Below are 17,353 nucleotides of genomic sequence, written 5' to 3'. Positions count from 1 at the left end.
ACACATTCGCCCACACCTCGTCCCAGGTCATCGCGCATCCACAGCGGCCTCCGCCACGCCCGTGCGTCGCTGGTGCGTAATGATCTTCGACCATGCGTCCTCCACCGCATCGTGCGCATCCGGCGCCAGATGCGCATACCTCATCGTGGTCTGATACGAAGAGTGACCAAGAAGCTTCTGCACGTCGTACAGCGGAACACCAGCCTGAACCAACCAGCTGGCCGCCGTGTGGCGGCAGTCGTGCACATCCAGGCGAGGCACCAGCTTGACGCGCTTGTCCTTCGCAACCCTTTTGTTCTCCTCCTCGATCGCCGCGTTCGCTGCGGCGATCGCCTCGTACCAGACCACCCGCCAGTTCGCGCCCGACACCGTCGGGTACTCACTGCTTCCCGGCGACCGGCGGCGAGCGACGAACACCCACGCGTCCGGGCGCCTCTCCTGCAGGAGCGGCGCCAGGAGGTCGAGCACATGCCGGGGCACCGGCACCTCGCGGCGGCTGCTGGAGTTCTTCGGGTACTCCTTCCACTTCCCCTGCTGGGAGAGCGCCCCGCGCACGAGGATCCGGCCGCGCAGCCAATCGACCGGATTGCCGGTCTCGTCGTCGCGGTCCGCGCCGGCTACCGCAGCGGCTTCACCCCAGCGCAGCCCGGTGTAGACCATCAGCTCGACCATCGCCGCGTGCCCAGCGGGCAGCTGCTCGACGATCGCGTCGACCTGCGTCCGTGTGAACCACGCTGGGGCCTTCGGCGGCGTGGCGGGAAGGTCGACCTTCTGGCAAGGGCTGGCCTGAATCAGCCGATCCAGGACGGCGTCGCCAAGCATCGTCGCGAACAGGTTGTACGAGCGGCGGATGGCGTGCCTGCCGACGTTCTCCCGCTCCATGGTCCGGACCCAGGTCTGTACGTCGATCCGGCCGATGTCGCCGAGCGACCACTCCCGCCAGTACGGCAGGATCCGCAGCCGGAACTGCGCGGCGTCGCCTCGGCGGGTCTCCTCCTCGACGACGCGGGCCGGCCACCACTTGTTGTGCCACTCCTCCACGGTGATGCGCCCGGCCCGGGGGTCGATGCGGCGGCCTTTCGCGATCTCCGCCTCTTGCTCGGTCGCCCACTTCTGGACGATGCTCTTGAGCTTGTTCGTGTGCGTGAGGCGGCGGCCGCTGGGCAGGCGCACGGTCGCCTGCCATAAGCCGGACGGGAGTTTTCGATAGAACGCCATGGCTCCTCCGTCGTTAGGCCGCGGGCGGGGTCCGGCCGATGACCGCGGCCATCTGAATGAACGTGGCCAGTACGCGCGTGCCGTGCAGGCCGATCTGCTTGGACACCTCCTTGGTCAGGAGCTCGTGGGGCAGGAAGACGTCGATGTTGTCGGTGACCTCGGCGACGATGAGCTCGGTCCCGCCGAGCTTGTGGTCGCGATGCACCCGGACGCGGGCGGCGTCAGTACCGGGCAAGACGCTGAGGATCGCGTCGCTGAGGCCATCGAGGGCGGGGATTAACAGGAGGTCCATCTGGGCGTCGTCGACCAGAACCTTGAGTCCACCGTTTCGTCCGAGATAGGCCGACACGGGCCCGTACGGGAGTCTGTGGGTGGGCATCAGGCAGTAATGGACCGTTCCGGCCATCGTGTGATCACCGTGTCTTTCCGGGCGCTTTGTGCGTTGGGAGCATCAGTGTGACGCCGGAGACAACGGAATGGTTGAATTTTTTTACGACAGGTAAGGCCATTAAGTCCGATTCGCCACATCGGACCTCAGTCTTCCTCGTCCAGCTCCCGCGCGAAGTTCTCGGCCCACTTGATCAGTCGCTGCCGCCGGCGTTCGGACAGCGTGGCGGGCACGCTGACCGTCACCCAGGTACCTCCACCGGTGTCCACGGTGAGCACGTCGCCGAGGTCGAGCCACTGCACTGCAGCCAGGCGCTTGATCTCATCAAGGCGGCGGCGGTACTCGCCCTGATCGAGCCCGAGTCCCGCCGCCGCCATTGCCGCTGCTAGTGCCCTTAGTCGCCACATGTCAGGCACCCTCGGGACTTCGTCGGCCGCGAGCGCGGACACGTAGGTGTGGAGCAGCTTCTGCCCTGTCTCGGGGTCTACAGCCCGTTTTGCCAGCTGGCGGGCACTAAGGTCAGTGCGGTCCAGGTACGCCTGGACATAGTCGCTGAGCGGGTGTTCGCTGATCGTGCCATTGACGTCTCGCGGCGGCATCAGTGGTCGCCTTCCTGGATAGCCCTCGCCTGTTCTGCTGTGGTCTTGCCGTCTGACAGCGTGCTGTTAGGGCAATCTGACAACAGGTGCTGCGCAACGTTTATCCCGAGACGCCACAGACAACAAGATAGGGACATCAAACCAGATCGGTTTGGTGACAGGCAGAGACAAGAGTCCAGCGTGTAGACAGCACGGCCTGAAGGGGCTAGTGTGTTGGAAAATTCTTCCAACGTCTCAGGAGGTCTCAGAACGTGTCACGGCGTCCAGAGATGGTGCTCCGCAGCCGCAGCCTCCTCCGCGAGCTGATGGCGGGCCGCCACGACACGGTCACCCTTGCCACCCAGGTCGGCCTGACGAAACAGGCCATCAGCAACCTGACGTCCGGCCGCCGAATTTCATGCAGCACCACCACGGCCGAACGCATTGCCGACGCCCTGGGTTGCCAGGTCAGCACCCTTTTTTCGCCTCCGATGTCGGGAAATTCCAACAGCAAGGACGAGGAGATGTTGCTCACGATCCCCCAGGCCGCGCAGGCAATCGGCGTCTCCCGCGCGCACGCCTACCGGCTCGTCGCTGACGGAGACCTCCCGGTCATCGACGTCGGCCGGAAGGGCGCCAAGAAGCCGAAGTCGCGCGTACCCGTCGCCTCCGTTGAGGCGTGGATCGCCCGGCGCGCCGCCAGGTCCTGAAACGCGGCGAGGTCCAGCCGCCCCACGGCCGGACCTCGCAGACCGCAATCCCCCAGCTAGAGAAAGGGACGCAAGTCTCATGACCATCATCGCAGATCAGCCCGCCAACGCGGAGCTGCCCGTACGGCACCAGCAGCAGGGCACCGTCGCCCGGTTGGCCTACCTTCTCACCCTGGACCTGCCGGTCTGCTACTGGACCGTGTTCGGCACCGACGGCCGAACCGAGGGCCAGGCTGACGGTCAGGCCGAGGTCTTGGCGTGGGCCGAGGCGATCGCCAACGGCGTATTCACCATCGAGGCGCACAAGAGCGGGAAGCGCTACCTGTGGGCGTACGGCACGGGTGCGAACGCGCGCATCAGCGTGTGGACGCTGCTGCCGAGCACCGAGCAGGCCGAGGCGGTGACCGTCTGATGGTCGCCGTCGACCTGCACGCCCGCCAGATCGTGTCCACGCCCGACTGGAACGACGGCAAGCCGGTCCGCGTCCAGGCGGTTCACCGCGTCTTCGACGGCCGCATCGCGGTCCGCTACCAGGACGCCCGCTGCCGGTGCTCGGCACAGGCCGTCGTCGTGCCCATGGGGATGGAACTGACGCTCATCTCCGGCGGATGCACCGGGGGTGCCCGGTGACCGCGCCCGAGCTCGTCCTGCGCGGAGAGCGCCCGTACAGCAGCCCGGCCAAGTACACCGTGCACATCGCGATCACCAGCCACGTGGAGCTGACCACCAAGCCCGGTGTCAACCGGCCCTTCACCATGCGCGCCACCCGCATCCGCCTGACCTGGCTCTGGCACAACGGCGAGTGGGACCTGCTCTGGTTCATCAAGGGCCACCGCTACCGGAAGACCAAGAACGACTGGTCGCCTCACGAGCAGGGGTTCATGACCGAGCACGACATCGACCTGCCCGAGTGGATGCTGCCTCTCATCGAGGCCAACGCTCCCGTGATGGAACCCACGGCAGGCGGTGCGCGGTGACGGGGCCGGAGCACTACCGCGAGGCCGAGCGACTCATCGGGGCCGTGACCCACCGCGGACTCCTGGAGCCCGGCGACCATTCCGGAGTCCTGGCGCTCGCCCAGGTGCACGCGACGCTCGCCCTCGCCGCCGCCACCGCGATCCTTGGCCCCGTCGCCGGCACCGGCTATGACGATCACGACCTGGACGCCTGGCGCGCGGCCGCCGCGACGCCTCCGTCCCAGTGCGGCGGTCCCTGCGCCTGCGACCACCACGGTGACCACGCGGGATGCGGAGCCGACTGCGGGTGCGCGACATGACCCGGCTGCTCTCCCGCCTGCGCGCCCGCCGCGCCGCCGCGCACCACGCCGCCGCCGTCGAGGCCGCGGCCTGGCTCGCCCCCCTCCTCAACGACCCCGCCCGAGCCCTCACGGCGCGGGCGGGCGCCCACCCCTACGACAGGCCGAAGGGCACCCACACGGGCGAGCTCACGGCCCCAGAAAGCAGCCGCCCGTGACCACCGACAAGGCCACCTGCCCGACCTGCACGACCGAGCAGCAGGTCAACAAGGACGGCACCATCCGCAAGCACAAGACCGCCGGCAACGCCCTCCCCTGCCCGGGGAGCGGCGTGCCGGTCGGCACTGCGCGCATCCCCCGCCGCTCGACGGCCGGGTTCTACAAGGACCCCGCCACCGGCGACCTCCTCCGGAGCGTCACCACGATCCTCTCCCAGGGCTCCCCCAAGGAGGCGCTCATCCACTGGGCCGGGAAGCTCGTCGCCGAGACCGCGATGGAACACCTCCCCCAGCTCGTCCGCGCCTCGCGCGACCCCGAGCAGGCCCGGCAGATGACCGACTGGCTCAAGCGCGCCCACACCCGCAAGAAGGAGGAGCGGGCCGACATCGGCACTGCCGTGCACGCGCTGATCGAGGCCCGAGTGCTCGGCACCCCTGTTCCCGATGAGGTCGCGAACGACCTGGAGCTACAGCCGTATGCCCGGAAGTTCGACGACTTCGTCCGCGACTGGCAGATCGAGTTCACCGCGTCGGAGATGGTCGTCGCCGACTACGACCACAAGTTCGCCGGCACGCTCGACTACCTCCTGCGCTCGCCGCTCCTGGCGGCCGCGCTCGGCTGCCCAGCCGACATGGACATCCCCGGCGACACCAAGACCGGCGGCGAACTCGACGAGAAGACGTATGACGGCAACGTCCGCGGCGTCTACCCCGAGGCCGGCGTACAGATGTCCGCCTATCGCATGGCGAAGTACGGCTGGCTGCGCGACGGCACCCGTGTGGAGATGCCGCCTCGACACTCGGTGGGCGTGGTGCTGCACCTCCGCCCCGAGGGATACCGCCTCTACCCCGTGGCCTGCGGCGACGACGTGTTCGAGGCGTTCACGTACATCCGCCGCGTGGCGGAGTTTCAGACCGGCCGAGCCAAGTCGATTGTCGGCGAGGCCCTGAAGACCCCCGTGAGAAGGGAGGCGGCGGCCTGATGGGCTCCCGCATCATCACCCTCCAGCGCCAGGCCCGCGAGCTCGGCCGCCTGCGCACCGGCTACAGCGTCCCTAACGAGGACCCGACCAAGCGCCCCCGCGCGGTCCGTTCCCAGACCTGGATCGTCACCTCGCACGCCGAGCACTACGTCCAGGCCGCCGCCGACATCTGGGGCGGCCAGGTCGAGAAGTGGCAGCCCCAGGGCAACGGCGCCGCCCAGTGGCGCGTCATCACTCAGGCCAGCAGCCTCGACGCGATCCTGCCGCCCGGTGACCCGCTCTCGCAGGCCTACGAGGCTTGGACCAAGGGTGGGGCGCAGCGCCGCTGCGACGGCATGACCGAGTCCCTCTCCGACTCCCCCTGCCTGTGCAGGGCGCAGTGGGGCGACGCCTTCCACGAGACCGCGCCGCGCGATCAGGCGTGCAAGATGACGACGCGGCTCAACGTCATCCTCCCGGAGATGCCCGACATCGGCGCGTGGCGCGTCGAGACCCACTCCTACCACTCCGCCAACGAGATCGCGGCCGCAGTGGACGTGCTCAAGGGGTCGATCGGCGACAGCGCGCTGATCCCGGTACGGCTGCGGATCGAGCAGCGCACCCGGGTCGCGCAGGGCAAGACCAAGCAGTTCCCCGTGGTCGCCGTCGAGCTGCGCGGCGGGACCGCCGGGCAGGTCCTGGCCGGAGCTGTGCAGGCGCCCGCGGTGGGGGGCGGGAGTCGGACGGCAATCGAGGCGCCGCGCACTGACTACGTGGCGCTGATCCGGGCGGCCGACTCCAGGGACGCCGTCGTGGCGGTGTGGGAGCAGGCCAAGCGGGACGGCGCGCCGAACGGCGCGGAGATCGAGGCCGCCGCCCGGGCGCGCGTCGCCGAGTTCCCCCAGCCGCCGGCATCCCCAGCCGCCGCTCCGCAGCAGGCACCGCATGAGGACCGGCAGGAGCCGGATCGGGACACGGTGTGGCAGCAGATCGTCGCCGCCTGGCCGCGCGGGATGAAGGAGTTGGAGAAGACTTTCCAGGGCGCCATGGGCGTGCAGGCCAAGGCGGCCACCGCTGGCGAGCTGGCGTCCTTCCTCAGGTTGGTCCACGCCGGGAAGTACGACGACCCGGCCCCGGCCACCCCGGCCGGCGCGGACGAGGCAGTGCCGTTCTGATGGGCTGGCACAAGGGCATGCTGCTGGCCTTCGACCTGGAGACCACCGGCATCGACGTCGAGACCGACCGCATCGTCACGGGCTGCGCCTCCCTGATCAACGGCACCACCGGCGAGGCCAACACCCACACCTTGCTCGCCAACCCCGGCATCGAGATCCCCGACGCCGCCACCCAGGTGCACGGAATCACGACCGAGTACGCGGCCGAGCACGGCGAAGACCCCGCACACGTCGTCGCCGTCCTGGCCAGCGCCATCATGGGGCAGGTCTTCGACGGCGTGCCCGTCGTGGGCTACAACTTGGCCTACGACCTCACCCTCCTGGATAGGGAGAGCAGGCGGCACGGCCTGGAGCCGTTCGGCGAGCAGCTCACCGCGGCGCGCGGCGTAGTGATCGACGCGTTCGTGCTCGACAAGCACCTCGACCGCTACCGCAAGGGCTCGCGCAAGCTGGCCGACGTCTGCGCCCACTACGACGTGCGCATCGACGGCGCCCACGACGCCTCGCACGATGCCCTCGCCGCCGCCCGGGTGGCGTACCGGATCGCTCAGCGGAACCCGCACATCGCCGACATGCCGCTGCACGAGCTCCACGAGCTGCAAGCGCGCGCGAAGGCCGAGCAGGCGCAGTCCTTCCGCGCCTACCTGCAGAAGCAGGGCAAGCCGCATGACGACGTGCGCGACGAGTGGCCCGTCATCCCCTACGAACGCCAGGAGGCCCAGGCATGACGCACCTGCGACGCACCGCCCTGACGCCGCTCGGCCAGCCCACCGCGGGCGAGCTCGTGCGCGGCAAGTCCGGCCCGGCCGTGCCGATCAGCCTCGGCCCCGGCCAGGACATCGTCATCGAAGACCCCGCGTGGTTCCGCGACCTGATCGCCGCCGCGTCGGCCGGCCTCAGCGTGCTGGAGTCCGAACTCGGCCTCCCTGCCCCTGAGCGAGCGGTGTGCGGCGGCGACCCGGTCGAGTGCGTGCACGAAGCGGCGCGCGGCCAGGTCGAGGCTGAGCGCGACGCCTACCGCGAGGTGCTCGTCCAACTCGCCAGCGTGGAACGCCCGTCGCAGCTGTGGCCGATCATCCGGGCCGCAAGCGTCGCCCTGGAGAAGTGGACAGGACACGCGTGACCTGTCTGCACCTCGTCGCTCTGCTGGTCGGGGTCATCCTCGCCACACTGACCGCCGCGCTCCTCGCGCTGGCGGCCAGCGTGGCCGCGGACCCCGCCAGCAGGCCGTCCCCCTCCCCCGCACCTGCCCTGGAGGCATGATGACCCCTCGCGTGATCGGCCTCGACCTGTCCCTCACCGCCACCGGCATCGCCACCTGGGACGGCCGGCCAACCTCCACCATCCGCACCCTCGCCAGCGACGGCGACCAGCGCCTGCGCAGCATCATGGTCACCGTCCGCGCCGACGCCTGGGACTACATCAACAGCGAACCCATCGAACTCGCCGTCATCGAGGACCTCCCCACCCACGCACACGGGGCCGGCATCACCGGCATGGTCCACGGAGCTGTCCGCGTCGCACTCATCGAGCGGGGCGTCCCGTACGCGCTCATACCTCCCGCCACACTCAAGAAGTACGCCACCGGCCGCGGCAACGCCACGAAGCCCGACATGCGCATGGCCCTGTTCCAGCGCGCCGGCCTCGACCTCCGCGACGACAACCAGGTCGACGCCTGGTGGCTCCGCGCCGCCGGCCTCGACGTGCTCGGCCACCCGCTCGTCGATCTGCCGAAGGCCCAGCGCGAGGCGCTGACCAAGGTGTCGTGGCCCGCGGCGGTGGCCCAGTGATCGACCCGAGGAAATGCACCGAAGTGCTCTGCGCGTGCTGCGAAGAGCTCGGACTGCATGGCGGGCGGGGACTCTGCCACACCTGCTACAGGCGACACCTGGCCGCGGGAACGCTCGCGCAGTACCCGCGGCTGCAGACCTGGCTCTCGGCGCAGGGCCGCATCGCGGACTTCGCCGAGCTCCGCGAGCGCGGCCTCACCGTTCGCGAAGCCGCCGAGCAGATCGGCGTCAGCCTGCGCACGGCAGAGCGATACCAGGCCCGGCTCAACTCGCAGGAAGGGGTGGCCGCGGCATGAGCATCGCCCTCGACTACCTACCCGCCTGGGACGGCACCGGGCGGTGCGTCGGCCAGCCCGACCGCATGTACCCAACCACCGAAGAGGAACTGGGACAGGCGCTGGCGACCTGCCGGGCCTGCCCAGTCCTGGACCAGTGCCGCGACTGGGTCCTGTCCATTCCTGAGCACCTCGGCCCGGACGGCGTCGTCGCCGGCATGACCGCCCCCCAGCGCGAGCGCATCATCCTCGGCCAGCTCCCGCCCAAGAAGTGCGCCGACTGCAAGGCCATCAAGCCGCAGTACGAGTTCGGGATCAACACGCCCGGCCGGGCCGCCCGCCGCGCCATCTGCCGCGCCTGCGCCAACGCCCGCTCGGCTAAGCCGCAGGCCGCCCGAACTCAGCCGAAGACCGCCCCCGCCGCGCCGGCCGCGCCGCCGCACCAGTGCACCACCTGCCGCCCCTGCATCGCCCAAGCCGAACGCGACGCCTACGCCACCGAACGCCTCACCACTACGAGGGGAAGCCAGTGACCACCACCCTCACACCTGACCGCGTCCTGGCCTTGCTAGTCGCCGGCCACACCATGCAGGCCGTCGCTCAGCACTCCGGCTGGCCAATCGGCACAGTCCGCAAGGTCATCAGCCAGCAGCCCGGCTGGCTCGTCGACAAGAACGGCCGCGTCTACAACCCTGGCCGCCCCGGCTACAAGGTGCAGCTCCCCGACACCGTCGACGTGGAACTGCTCAACTGGGCCAAGCAACTGCTCGACGACGACACGCCGCGGACCGTCCAGTTCCGCGAGCCCGTCGAGCCCCGCCAGCCTCCGGCCCCGGCCCCTGACGCGCCGCCCGCTCCCCCGCCCGTGGAAGGAGGGGCCGCCGTCGACGGCCCGCTGGCCACCGAGCTGCCGCTCGACCGCATCCACGATCACCCCGGCAACATCCGTGACGACATCGGCGACATCACCGAGCTGGCCGCCAGCATCCGCGCCCAGGGACTGCTCCAGCCCATCACGGTGCGCCCGCACCCCAACATGCCGGGCCAGTACGAGTTGCTCGCTGGGCATCGCCGCCGCGCCGCCGCCCTCCAGGCCGGGCTGAAGATCGTGCCTGCGGTCGTCCGGTTCGACGTTCGGGATGCGGCCGCCATCGAGGTCATGCTGGTGGAAAACGTCCAGCGCAGGGACCTCAACCCCTTGGAGAAGGCCGAGGCGATCGGCAAGCTCCGCGAACAGGGTTACTCCGGCGCGCTCATCTCGACCCGGACCGGCATCGCCGAGGGCACCGTCTCCTACCTCCTCGCCCTCCTGGAGCTCGACGACGCATCCAAGGAACGAGTTCGCTCCGGCGAGCTCTCTGTCACCGACGCCGTGGCCGCGGTACGCCGCCTACGGAAGAAGGCACGGAAGGCGAAAGCCAGCGGCTCGGCCGTGCAGCCGTGGTCCTGGGAGCCCGACTATCTGGCCAAGACCCACCCCCTCGCGCGCAAGGCAGCCCGGCTGTGCGAGGCGCGCGAGCACACGACGCGCCGACGGATCGGGCAAACGGCGTGCGGCCAGTGCTGGGAGTCGGTGATCCGCGCCGACGAGCGCGTGGTGATCCAGGCCGAAACCGCAGGCGACCCGGCGTGAGCGTAACGACCCCCTGCGGGCACTGGCACGGCGCCGCAGACACCCGCTGCGGCGCCGTCCCGGCGCGCTTCCACGTCACCGGATGGCGGTGCACGGCGCACACCCCCGCGGCGCTCGCCGGCCGCCCCGAGCCGCCCGGTGGCCATTGCGCTCCGCGCAGGTGCTTGTGCGGCGGCTGCCCCAGCTGGACGCCCGACAACCCGTACCCGTCGCTCGTCGACTCCTGGGTCACCGACGCGCGCAACATCGCGACCGGCAAACGCCGCGCCTCACCAGCGGTGCAGGCCGCCGCCAAAGCCACCGTCGCCGCGCAGAAGGAACGCGAGCACCGCCTGAGATCCACCGCGTAACCCCGCCCCCAGTACCACGCCCCAACCTCTACGAACCACCCGGGAGACACGGTTGATCACGGAGTCCGACTCCAAGCTCTGGGACCGCGCCGCAGAGCAGGCCGTGCTCGGCATGTGCATGACCACCCCGTACGTGGTCAACCACGTCCGCACCGCACTCCCCGACCCCGAGGCGTTCCTTCACCCCGCCCACCGCCTCATCTACAAGGCGATCCTCGAGCTCTTCGACGCCGAAGGCCCCACAGACCCCCACGTCGTCGCCGACAAACTCACCACCGAACGCACCATCGGCGAGCTCGAACGCGACGGCGGCGCCCTTTACCTTGTAGATCTCTTCCGCAACGCCCCCATCGCTGGCGACCCCGTCTGGCACGCCCGCATCGTCGCCCGCCACGCCACCAGCCGACGAGCCCTCCAAGCCCTCACCCGCGGCCTCCAGTGGATCACCAACGCCGCCGCCGCCGACAACGTCCACGACGCCCTCACCGCCACCCAGGAAGAGCTCTCCAAGGCCCTCGGCGACATCGCCGGCACCAACACCAACGCCGCCAACGCCCTGGCCGGCCTCTACACCCCCATCGACTGGACGGCCGCGTTCTCCACCCAGCCCGAGGACATCCCGTGGCTGGTCGAGAACCTCATCGAGCAGGGCCGCTCCATCGCCATCTACAGCCCGCCCAAGGCCGGCAAGAGCCTGTTCACGCTGGAGATCGCCGCCGCCCTGGCCACCGGCCGCCCGGTCCTCGGCCAGCCGGCCAAGCCGCCCGTCCGCGTCCTGTACATCGACATCGAAAACAGCCAGTCCGACATCGTCGAACGCCTCACCAACCTTGGCTACGGCCCCGCCGACCTGCCCGACTTGATCTACTACAGCTTCCCCAGCCTGCCCGTCCTCGACTCCGCGGCCGGCGGCCAGCACCTCATGGCCCTGGCCAAGCACCACCAGCCCGCCCTGGTCGTCATCGACACCGTCTCCCGCGTCATCGAGGGCTCGGAGAACGACGCTGACACGTTCGCCAACCTCTACCGGCACGCCCTCGCCCCGCTGAAGGGCATGGGCATCTCCGTCATCCGCCTGGACCACTCTGGCAAGGACCTGGAGAAGGGACAGCGCGGCTCCTCGGCGAAGGGCGCCGACGTCGACGCCGTCTGGCTGCTCGTCAAGGTGTCCGAGACTTCGCTGTACCTCAAGCGGGAGATGTCCCGGGCCAACCACGGCGTGCCGCTCATCGAGCTGCGCCGCCGCGCGGACCCGCTGCGTCACGAGCTGGCCGTCGGCGGGTCCGGTCTGCCGCCCAAGGTCGCGCAGCTGATCGACTTCCTTGACGGGCTCCAGGTGCCGCTCGACGCCGGCCGGGACGCGATTCGTGAGGAGCTCGGCGCGGCGGGGTTCAAGGCGTCGAACGAGACCATCTCGGCCGCGATCGCGGCGCGCCGTGCGGGGCTCGGATGAGCGGCCGCCCGGTGGCTGTCCGGGACGCCGTCCGGACCTGTCTAAAGATCTTGGGACTGTCCGGGACAGGTCCCCGAGCAAGATCGCTAAATACCCCCTCAAGGTGTGTCGCAACTCTGTGACCAGCCGTCCAAGCTGTCCCGGACAGGAGGCAGAACATTTGTCTGTTACGCGAAGCCGCAGATCACAGCGCCGCCAGGCCCAGGTACCCCCCGAGGGTGTTACCGCCCTTTTTGAGCTGTCCGCACCCTCAGACGATCAACCCCAAACCCCCAGCTCGCACCTGTCCCGGACAGCGTCCGGACAGCTAGACGATCTTGAGCCGGGCAGCGTGACCGGGACCTGTCCCCGTCCTCTCCTCTCTATAGAGAGGACGGGGTCCCGGACAGCCCCAGTCCCAGACACCCGCACACGCCACCGAGCACGCCCCAAAACCCCCATCACCGGCGACTGCGACCCCCACTGCACCACCTGCGGACGCCCCGACGGGCAGGGCTACTGCAACCCATGCGCCACCATCTGCGACCACATGGCCCAGCCATCCAAGGCCGACATCTGCATCGCCCTAACCCGGACAGACGCCCACATCATCATCAGCCCCAACACCGGCTACATGCTCCTCGCCGTCCGACACTGCCCCCACTGCGACGCCACCCACGCCCACGCAGCAGACGACCACCCCTACCGAACCGCCCCCTGCACCGGCCGCCCCTACCTCCTCAACATCAAGGAGCCCACCCCATGAACACCCGCACCGCCACAACGTTGGCCCATGCCGCCGCGCGCGGAGATGCCGCCGAATACGTCGCCGACATCGCCACCCGCCTCCGCCTGGCCAAGATGACCGTCTACCGACTCATCGACGCCGGCACCTTCCCCGGCACCATCCGCGTCGGCCGCTCCATCCGCGTCCCGGCCGCCGCCGTCGAGGCGTACCTGAAGGGCAGCGTGATCACCCCGTGAGCCGCGAAGACCTTCGCCACCGCTACGCCGCCGCGATCGACAGCGTCCTCGACAAGCCGAACGGTCACGCCTACCGCGGCACACTCCCGGACGCCGTGCTCGCCGTGCGCGACGACGAGCTCGCCACACTCCGAGCACGCGCTGAACGGGCCGAGGCCGCCATCGCGCGCATCCGCTCCTACATCGACGAGGACTTCCGTTTCTGGTGCTCCCCCTTCAGCGTGGCCAGCCAGTACGCCCAGAGGCTGCTCGACTTCATCGACCGGGCGGCACGTTGACCTGACCCTGGCTTCGTCCCGCCGCTCGTCCCCGACCTCTGAACCACACCGCCGGAGCTGCCCGTGTCCCTCGCCCTCGACCAGCTCGACTGGGTCATCGAGTACTGGCCCGACCTCCTGACCGCGCGCCTCCCCATGGCCACCCCCCGGCCATGGCGGCACCCCCAGCTGTCCGAGCAGGCCCGGGCCGAACGCGACACCCTCGCCCGAGCCGAACGGTTCGAGCGGACCGCACTCAGCCTCGGCGAGTCGCCGGCCCCCGTCGACGTGGCCATCCTCCAGACCGCGCTCGACATCCTGGTGCGTGCCGACGACCTCGCCGACAACCTCGCCCAGGTGACGATGTGCCCACCACTGCGGCCGCCGACGCTCGGCGAGCTGGACGCCCGGCCCTGGCTGCACTTCGCGGCGGCCCGGCTCGCCGAGGCGCACGACGGCCTGGCCGAGTGGGCGGCGCCCATCACCGCATGGATGGTCGACCAGACCGCCCGCGCCATGTCGCTCGTGTACGACGGCCAGGCCCTCGACGTCGTCTGCCCCTGGTGCAAGGGCGTCACACCGGAGACACCCGCCGGCGGCGCCCGCACCTGGAGCGTGGTCACGCTGCCCGGCGATCAGATCGCCATCGTCTGCTCAGGCGTGTGCGAGCCGCCGCAGCGTGAGGTTGGCACGTGGTGGCGAGGGCAACCGTGCTGGCCCATATCGGATTGGGAACGGTTGGCGAAGCATGTGCGCGTCTCCGAGGCGCACATCGACGGACACGCCACCATGACCGCATGACCCCCGAGCAGCCCGCTCCTACCGTCACGGTGACGGTGCCAGTCCCCATAGCGACGCCCCAGATCACGATGACGGTCCAGCAACCGCCGCCCGACACACCGCACCCAATCGAGGTCATTGACGGGCTGGGCTCGATGGGTGCTGCCCTTGTAGCCACGCTTGGCCTGATCATCGCTCTCATCACGGCCAAAGGAGACCGCAAGGAGGCATCCCAACGCCTCCAGGACGAGCGAGCGGCAGCTGACCGGCGGCTGCAGGCTCAGCTGCAGGAGCAGCGCGATCGAGACCGGCGTGAATTCCTGATCGAGCAACTGATGAAGGTCGGGGACATCTACGCCCAGAAGCTCTGGGCCACCAGTACAAGCCAGCCGGATCTCATAGCAAAATCAAAACGCCTGCTGGAGATCCACCTGCCCTCGATCCCAGGGAGGTACGCCTCCCTCTTGAAGCTGGAGTCCAGCGTGGCCTTCTATGAGGAAGCCCGCGCCGAGGCCCAACGACGGCTTGGTCCAGGAGATCCCGAGTTCAACCGGATGAACCTGTTTGCGTTCTCAATAGCCGAAGAGCTGGCAGAGAACATCGAGGAACTAGTCAGAGAAGAGAGCGTCCTTGACACGGAACCTGTGGATAACCCATGATCGAGGCGTCTTCAGCATGCCCTGAAGCCTGATAGCCCCGCCACCGCGCGGGGCTTCGCCATCTCCAGGGGGTGACCATGCCCGCCCCCGCCCCGCTCACCAACGCCGAGCGCCAGCAGATCCGAGACCTCCACGCCGCCGGCCACGGCTGCAACGACATCGCCCGCCAACTAGGCCGCGACCGCTCCACTATCAGCCGCGCCGCCGCCGCCATGGAGCTCACCTTCGATCGGGCCCAGACCCGCGCCGCCACCCAGGCCCGCGTTGATGACACCAAGCACAAGCGCGCCGTCCTCGCCGAGCAGTTGCTCGACGACGCCCTCCGACTGCGCGCGCAGCTCTGGGAGCGCTGCAAGGTCTACAACTTCGGAGGCCGCGACAACACCTACAGCGAGGCCGAGCTCGAACAGCCAGACTTCGCCGGCCAGGAGAAAATCCTCCGTGCGGTCGCCGTGGCCATCGACAAGCACGCCCGCCTCATCGAACTAGACCGCGACCCCGAGGGCCTGGCCGCCGTCGATGCCTGGCTCCGCGGCATCACAGGCCAGTGATCATCGCGCCGTTGGTCGGCAAGCAGGTCGACTCGTACCGGCTCGCCGATGCCCGCATCAACGTGTTCGACGGCTCCGTACGGTCGTCGAAGACCATCACAACCCTGGTCAAGTGGATCGAGTTCGTACGCACCGCCCCGGCCGGCCCCCTGCTGATGGTGGGCAAAACCGAACGGACGCTCCGCCGGAACATCATCGACGTCCTGGTCGAGATGCTCGGCGACAAGCGGGCCCGCTACGTGGCCGGCACCGGCGAACTGTTCCTGCTCGGCCGCAAGATCTACGTGGTGGGCGCGAACGACGAGACCGCGCAAGAGAAGATCCGCGGCCTGTCGCTGGTGGGCGCGTACTGCGACGAGCTCTCCACGCTGCCTGAGTCGTTCTTCGTCATGCTCTTGACCAGGTTGAGCATCCCGGGCGCCCGCCTGTACGCGACCACCAACCCCGACGGGCCGCAGCACTGGCTCAAAGTGAACTACCTGGACCGGGCCCGGCTGCACCTCGACCGCGACGGCGAGGTCCACCGCAGCGACGACCCCGACAGCCTGAACCTGCACCGGTTCTCGTTCCAGCTCGCCGACAACCCGAACCTCACCCCCGAGTACGTCGCCAACGTCTCCAGCGAGTTCACAGGGCTGTGGTACCGACGGCTGATCCTCGGTGAGTGGGTCCTGGCCGAGGGCGTCGTCTACGAGTCCTGGGACCCGGCCCGCCACGTCGTCGCCGAGCTGCCGCCGATCGCCCACTGGCTGTGCATCGCCCTCGACTACGGGACGACGAACCCGTTCCACGCCCTCGCGATCGGCCTGGGCGTCGATGGCCGGCTGTACGTCGGCCACGAGTGGCGTTGGGACTCGAAGAAGCAGCGCGGCAGCCTGACCGATGCGGAGTACTCCGAGCGAGTGCGCGCCTGGGTGACGGGCCTCGGGATCACGCCGTCGTACTGGGTGGTCGACCCGTCCGCGAAGTCGTACCGGGTGCAGATGCACCGCGACGGCACCACTTCGACGTTGGCCGACAACGAGGTCGTCGACGGGATCCGCGACGTCGCCTCGCTGTTCGCCACCGGCCGGCTCCTCGTCCACGCCGTATGCAAGGAGCTGATCCGGGAGATCCCCGGCTACGCCTGGGACCCGGACGCGTCGGAGAAGGGCGAGGACAAGCCGCTCAAGGTCAACGACCACGGCGTCGACGCGCTCAGGTACGGGATCCGGACGACGAGGAACATCTGGCACGGGCGGCTCGCCCCGCCCACGAAAGCGGCGTGAGCGTCAGCTCAAATCGAACAGCTTCGACCGGTTCTCCCAGAACGGCAGCACATAGTCGCATCGCTTGCAGATCATCAGTGTCACCTGGTTCTGGATGAAGTTGTTCTTGCTGCTGATACGGCCCTGCTGCTGGAGAAACTCGGTGTGCTGACAGAGGGGACATGTGAGCTGAGGTGTGGTCACGCCAGCAGAACGGGCGTGTGATCATCTAAGTTCCACAGGAATCGTGAGCACTGCTCTACTAGTAGTTAACTTGGGGGAAACTTTACTTCCCGCAAGTGTCAGCTAAGATCGTCAAACTTTGGGGCGGGCTCGGTCAGAACCGGGGTATTGGCCCGTATCCTGGAGGAGCAGCCGATGGCCGCCATGCTTCTTCTTCTAGGAAGAGAAGGAGAAGGGCGGCCCCCGCCTTGTGCGCATCGGTGATGCCGTTCACAGAGTTGGTCGATGTTTCTGCTCTTACATGGCCGACCTTATGCCCAGATTGGTTGAAAACTTCGGCACCCCTGACGTACCCCACGCTCCGATCGTCGGTGTCCGATACCTGGCCGGTGCTGCTTACCGCACCCACCCACCGATCCCCTCCATCGCGGACCCAGCCACTGATCTCTACGGACCCTTTACGTGAGTCGCCAAGGCCGTACACGCCCCCACCAAGCACGTAGCCGACCTTACGGTCGTTGGCATCGTAAATGTCATCCAAGATGGCCTCCCCTGCCAAGCTGCAACCTCACGCTCATACTTTCCGGCCACCGACAAAACGAAGCCTCACAATGCGGCAATTACACGTAATCCGAATTGTGGCCTACCCTGAGTGCTTTTCATCTTGCCTCGCGGAGCTGAAGGACGAGGATCGCCTTGACAAGCTGA

28 protein-coding genes are annotated in these 17,353 nt (G+C 68.8%); 24 read left to right on the top strand and 4 right to left on the bottom strand.

Going from position 1 to position 17,353, the window contains the following annotated elements:
* Positions 1-27: 27 nt before the first annotated feature.
* The 3 genes from CXR44_RS07910 to CXR44_RS07900 all read right to left on the bottom strand — a co-directional run bounded on the left by CXR44_RS07910 (position 28) and on the right by CXR44_RS07900 (position 2,205).
* Positions 28-1,218: a tyrosine-type recombinase/integrase gene (locus CXR44_RS07910; protein ID WP_101784268.1), complete on the bottom strand. Its 1,191-nt coding sequence runs from the start codon at positions 1,216-1,218 to the stop codon at positions 28-30.
* Positions 1,219-1,231: 13 nt separating this feature from the next.
* Positions 1,232-1,567: a hypothetical protein gene (locus CXR44_RS07905; RefSeq protein ID WP_144069897.1), complete on the bottom strand. Its 336-nt coding sequence runs from the start codon at positions 1,565-1,567 to the stop codon at positions 1,232-1,234.
* 185 nt (positions 1,568-1,752) lie between these two features.
* A complete protein-coding gene (locus tag CXR44_RS07900) occupies positions 1,753-2,205 on the bottom strand; it encodes a hypothetical protein (protein WP_101784266.1) in 453 nt (150 codons plus the stop codon).
* Between the two features lie 269 nt (positions 2,206-2,474).
* On the opposite strand from CXR44_RS07900, the gene CXR44_RS38830 reads away from it, so the two are divergent.
* The 24 genes from CXR44_RS38830 (at position 2,475) to CXR44_RS07785 (ending at position 16,483) form a co-directional block, all read left to right on the top strand.
* Entirely contained in the window at positions 2,475-2,894 is a 420-nt protein-coding gene (locus tag CXR44_RS38830; RefSeq protein WP_144069896.1) for a helix-turn-helix domain-containing protein, read from the top strand.
* Between the two features lie 79 nt (positions 2,895-2,973).
* Positions 2,974-3,306 carry a hypothetical protein gene (locus tag CXR44_RS07885; protein ID WP_101784265.1) on the top strand — a complete coding sequence of 111 codons (333 nt, stop codon included), beginning with the start codon at positions 2,974-2,976 and terminating at the stop codon, positions 3,304-3,306.
* On the top strand, positions 3,306-3,524 hold the full coding sequence (locus tag CXR44_RS07880) for a hypothetical protein (RefSeq protein WP_101784264.1): 219 nt from the start codon (positions 3,306-3,308) through the stop codon (positions 3,522-3,524). The genes CXR44_RS07885 and CXR44_RS07880 overlap by 1 nt, the downstream gene beginning before the upstream one ends.
* Complete coding sequence (locus tag CXR44_RS07875) at positions 3,521-3,871, top strand: hypothetical protein (protein ID WP_101784263.1); 351 nt, start codon at positions 3,521-3,523, stop codon at positions 3,869-3,871. The genes CXR44_RS07880 and CXR44_RS07875 overlap by 4 nt, the downstream gene beginning before the upstream one ends.
* Entirely contained in the window at positions 3,868-4,170 is a 303-nt protein-coding gene (locus CXR44_RS07870) for a hypothetical protein (RefSeq protein ID WP_101784262.1), read from the top strand. The genes CXR44_RS07875 and CXR44_RS07870 overlap by 4 nt, the downstream gene beginning before the upstream one ends.
* On the top strand, positions 4,167-4,367 hold the full coding sequence (locus CXR44_RS07865; protein WP_180903240.1) for a hypothetical protein: 201 nt from the start codon (positions 4,167-4,169) through the stop codon (positions 4,365-4,367). Before CXR44_RS07870 ends, CXR44_RS07865 begins: the two co-directional genes overlap by 4 nt.
* Positions 4,364-5,350 carry a hypothetical protein gene (locus CXR44_RS07860; RefSeq protein ID WP_101784260.1) on the top strand — a complete coding sequence of 329 codons (987 nt, stop codon included), beginning with the start codon at positions 4,364-4,366 and terminating at the stop codon, positions 5,348-5,350. The genes CXR44_RS07865 and CXR44_RS07860 overlap by 4 nt, the downstream gene beginning before the upstream one ends.
* On the top strand, positions 5,350-6,504 hold the full coding sequence (locus tag CXR44_RS07855) for a recombination directionality factor (RefSeq protein WP_101784259.1): 1,155 nt from the start codon (positions 5,350-5,352) through the stop codon (positions 6,502-6,504). Before CXR44_RS07860 ends, CXR44_RS07855 begins: the two co-directional genes overlap by 1 nt.
* Complete coding sequence (locus tag CXR44_RS07850) at positions 6,504-7,232, top strand: 3'-5' exonuclease (protein ID WP_101784258.1); 729 nt, start codon at positions 6,504-6,506, stop codon at positions 7,230-7,232. The genes CXR44_RS07855 and CXR44_RS07850 overlap by 1 nt, the downstream gene beginning before the upstream one ends.
* On the top strand, positions 7,229-7,627 hold the full coding sequence (locus CXR44_RS07845; RefSeq protein WP_101784257.1) for a hypothetical protein: 399 nt from the start codon (positions 7,229-7,231) through the stop codon (positions 7,625-7,627). The genes CXR44_RS07850 and CXR44_RS07845 overlap by 4 nt, the downstream gene beginning before the upstream one ends.
* Positions 7,624-7,767, top strand: coding sequence for a hypothetical protein (locus CXR44_RS39315; protein WP_180903239.1), 144 nt, complete (start codon positions 7,624-7,626; stop codon positions 7,765-7,767). Before CXR44_RS07845 ends, CXR44_RS39315 begins: the two co-directional genes overlap by 4 nt.
* Complete coding sequence (locus tag CXR44_RS07840; RefSeq protein ID WP_101784256.1) at positions 7,764-8,294, top strand: RuvC family protein; 531 nt, start codon at positions 7,764-7,766, stop codon at positions 8,292-8,294. The genes CXR44_RS39315 and CXR44_RS07840 overlap by 4 nt, the downstream gene beginning before the upstream one ends.
* Positions 8,291-8,590 (top strand): helix-turn-helix domain-containing protein, encoded by a 300-nt coding sequence (locus CXR44_RS07835; protein ID WP_144069894.1) that lies wholly within the window; start codon positions 8,291-8,293, stop codon positions 8,588-8,590. Before CXR44_RS07840 ends, CXR44_RS07835 begins: the two co-directional genes overlap by 4 nt.
* A complete protein-coding gene (locus CXR44_RS07830) occupies positions 8,587-9,102 on the top strand; it encodes a WhiB family transcriptional regulator (RefSeq protein WP_101784254.1) in 516 nt (171 codons plus the stop codon). Before CXR44_RS07835 ends, CXR44_RS07830 begins: the two co-directional genes overlap by 4 nt.
* The gene (locus tag CXR44_RS07825; protein WP_101784253.1) at positions 9,099-10,202 is read left to right on the top strand and encodes a ParB/RepB/Spo0J family partition protein; all 1,104 of its coding nucleotides are present in this window, start codon (positions 9,099-9,101) and stop codon (positions 10,200-10,202) included. The genes CXR44_RS07830 and CXR44_RS07825 overlap by 4 nt, the downstream gene beginning before the upstream one ends.
* Complete coding sequence (locus CXR44_RS38825; protein WP_144069893.1) at positions 10,199-10,552, top strand: hypothetical protein; 354 nt, start codon at positions 10,199-10,201, stop codon at positions 10,550-10,552. The genes CXR44_RS07825 and CXR44_RS38825 overlap by 4 nt, the downstream gene beginning before the upstream one ends.
* Before the next feature lie 52 nt (positions 10,553-10,604).
* Positions 10,605-12,005: an AAA family ATPase gene (locus CXR44_RS07815; RefSeq protein WP_101784251.1), complete on the top strand. Its 1,401-nt coding sequence runs from the start codon at positions 10,605-10,607 to the stop codon at positions 12,003-12,005.
* Between the two features lie 529 nt (positions 12,006-12,534).
* Positions 12,535-12,750 (top strand): hypothetical protein, encoded by a 216-nt coding sequence (locus CXR44_RS38820; RefSeq protein ID WP_144069892.1) that lies wholly within the window; start codon positions 12,535-12,537, stop codon positions 12,748-12,750.
* Positions 12,747-12,968, top strand: coding sequence for a helix-turn-helix transcriptional regulator (locus tag CXR44_RS07810; RefSeq protein ID WP_101784250.1), 222 nt, complete (start codon positions 12,747-12,749; stop codon positions 12,966-12,968). Before CXR44_RS38820 ends, CXR44_RS07810 begins: the two co-directional genes overlap by 4 nt.
* Complete coding sequence (locus CXR44_RS07805) at positions 12,965-13,246, top strand: hypothetical protein (protein WP_101784249.1); 282 nt, start codon at positions 12,965-12,967, stop codon at positions 13,244-13,246. Before CXR44_RS07810 ends, CXR44_RS07805 begins: the two co-directional genes overlap by 4 nt.
* Before the next feature lie 63 nt (positions 13,247-13,309).
* The gene (locus CXR44_RS07800) at positions 13,310-14,026 is read left to right on the top strand and encodes a hypothetical protein (protein WP_101784248.1); all 717 of its coding nucleotides are present in this window, start codon (positions 13,310-13,312) and stop codon (positions 14,024-14,026) included.
* Positions 14,023-14,664: a hypothetical protein gene (locus CXR44_RS07795; protein ID WP_101784247.1), complete on the top strand. Its 642-nt coding sequence runs from the start codon at positions 14,023-14,025 to the stop codon at positions 14,662-14,664. The genes CXR44_RS07800 and CXR44_RS07795 overlap by 4 nt, the downstream gene beginning before the upstream one ends.
* Before the next feature lie 77 nt (positions 14,665-14,741).
* Positions 14,742-15,215, top strand: coding sequence for a helix-turn-helix domain-containing protein (locus CXR44_RS07790; protein ID WP_101784246.1), 474 nt, complete (start codon positions 14,742-14,744; stop codon positions 15,213-15,215).
* Positions 15,212-16,483 carry a PBSX family phage terminase large subunit gene (locus CXR44_RS07785; protein WP_245898951.1) on the top strand — a complete coding sequence of 424 codons (1,272 nt, stop codon included), beginning with the start codon at positions 15,212-15,214 and terminating at the stop codon, positions 16,481-16,483. The genes CXR44_RS07790 and CXR44_RS07785 overlap by 4 nt, the downstream gene beginning before the upstream one ends.
* Positions 16,484-16,799: 316 nt before the next feature.
* On the opposite strand, the gene CXR44_RS42110 is transcribed toward CXR44_RS07785, so the two are convergent.
* The gene (locus tag CXR44_RS42110) at positions 16,800-17,186 is read right to left on the bottom strand and encodes a 5-fold beta-flower protein (RefSeq protein WP_425437403.1); all 387 of its coding nucleotides are present in this window, start codon (positions 17,184-17,186) and stop codon (positions 16,800-16,802) included.
* Positions 17,187-17,353 lie beyond the last annotated feature (167 nt).

This window comes from Nonomuraea indica, assembly GCF_002850745.1.
Taxonomy (GTDB): domain Bacteria; phylum Actinomycetota; class Actinomycetes; order Streptosporangiales; family Streptosporangiaceae; genus Nonomuraea; species Nonomuraea indica.
The sequence above is the reverse complement of the archived record's forward strand: the minus strand, read 5'-3'. Positions and strand labels throughout refer to the sequence as shown.

Excerpts from the sequence above, each read along its gene's own strand:
- CXR44_RS07910 (WP_101784268.1), bottom strand. The coding sequence starts at position 1,218 with ATGGCGTTCTATCGAAAACTCCCGTCCGGCTTATGGCAGGCGACCGTG.
- CXR44_RS07900 (WP_101784266.1), bottom strand. The coding sequence starts at position 2,205 with ATGCCGCCGCGAGACGTCAATGGCACGATCAGCGAACACCCGCTCAGC.
- CXR44_RS38830 (WP_144069896.1), top strand. The coding sequence starts at position 2,475 with ATGGTGCTCCGCAGCCGCAGCCTCCTCCGCGAGCTGATGGCGGGCCGC.
- CXR44_RS07885 (WP_101784265.1), top strand. The coding sequence starts at position 2,974 with ATGACCATCATCGCAGATCAGCCCGCCAACGCGGAGCTGCCCGTACGG.
- CXR44_RS07880 (WP_101784264.1), top strand. The coding sequence starts at position 3,306 with ATGGTCGCCGTCGACCTGCACGCCCGCCAGATCGTGTCCACGCCCGAC.
- CXR44_RS07865 (WP_180903240.1), top strand. The coding sequence starts at position 4,167 with ATGACCCGGCTGCTCTCCCGCCTGCGCGCCCGCCGCGCCGCCGCGCAC.
- CXR44_RS07855 (WP_101784259.1), top strand. The coding sequence starts at position 5,350 with ATGGGCTCCCGCATCATCACCCTCCAGCGCCAGGCCCGCGAGCTCGGC.
- CXR44_RS07850 (WP_101784258.1), top strand. The coding sequence starts at position 6,504 with ATGGGCTGGCACAAGGGCATGCTGCTGGCCTTCGACCTGGAGACCACC.
- CXR44_RS07845 (WP_101784257.1), top strand. The coding sequence starts at position 7,229 with ATGACGCACCTGCGACGCACCGCCCTGACGCCGCTCGGCCAGCCCACC.
- CXR44_RS07840 (WP_101784256.1), top strand. The coding sequence starts at position 7,764 with ATGATGACCCCTCGCGTGATCGGCCTCGACCTGTCCCTCACCGCCACC.
- CXR44_RS07830 (WP_101784254.1), top strand. The coding sequence starts at position 8,587 with ATGAGCATCGCCCTCGACTACCTACCCGCCTGGGACGGCACCGGGCGG.
- CXR44_RS38820 (WP_144069892.1), top strand. The coding sequence starts at position 12,535 with ATGGCCCAGCCATCCAAGGCCGACATCTGCATCGCCCTAACCCGGACA.
- CXR44_RS07810 (WP_101784250.1), top strand. The coding sequence starts at position 12,747 with ATGAACACCCGCACCGCCACAACGTTGGCCCATGCCGCCGCGCGCGGA.
- CXR44_RS07795 (WP_101784247.1), top strand. The coding sequence starts at position 14,023 with ATGACCCCCGAGCAGCCCGCTCCTACCGTCACGGTGACGGTGCCAGTC.
- CXR44_RS07790 (WP_101784246.1), top strand. The coding sequence starts at position 14,742 with ATGCCCGCCCCCGCCCCGCTCACCAACGCCGAGCGCCAGCAGATCCGA.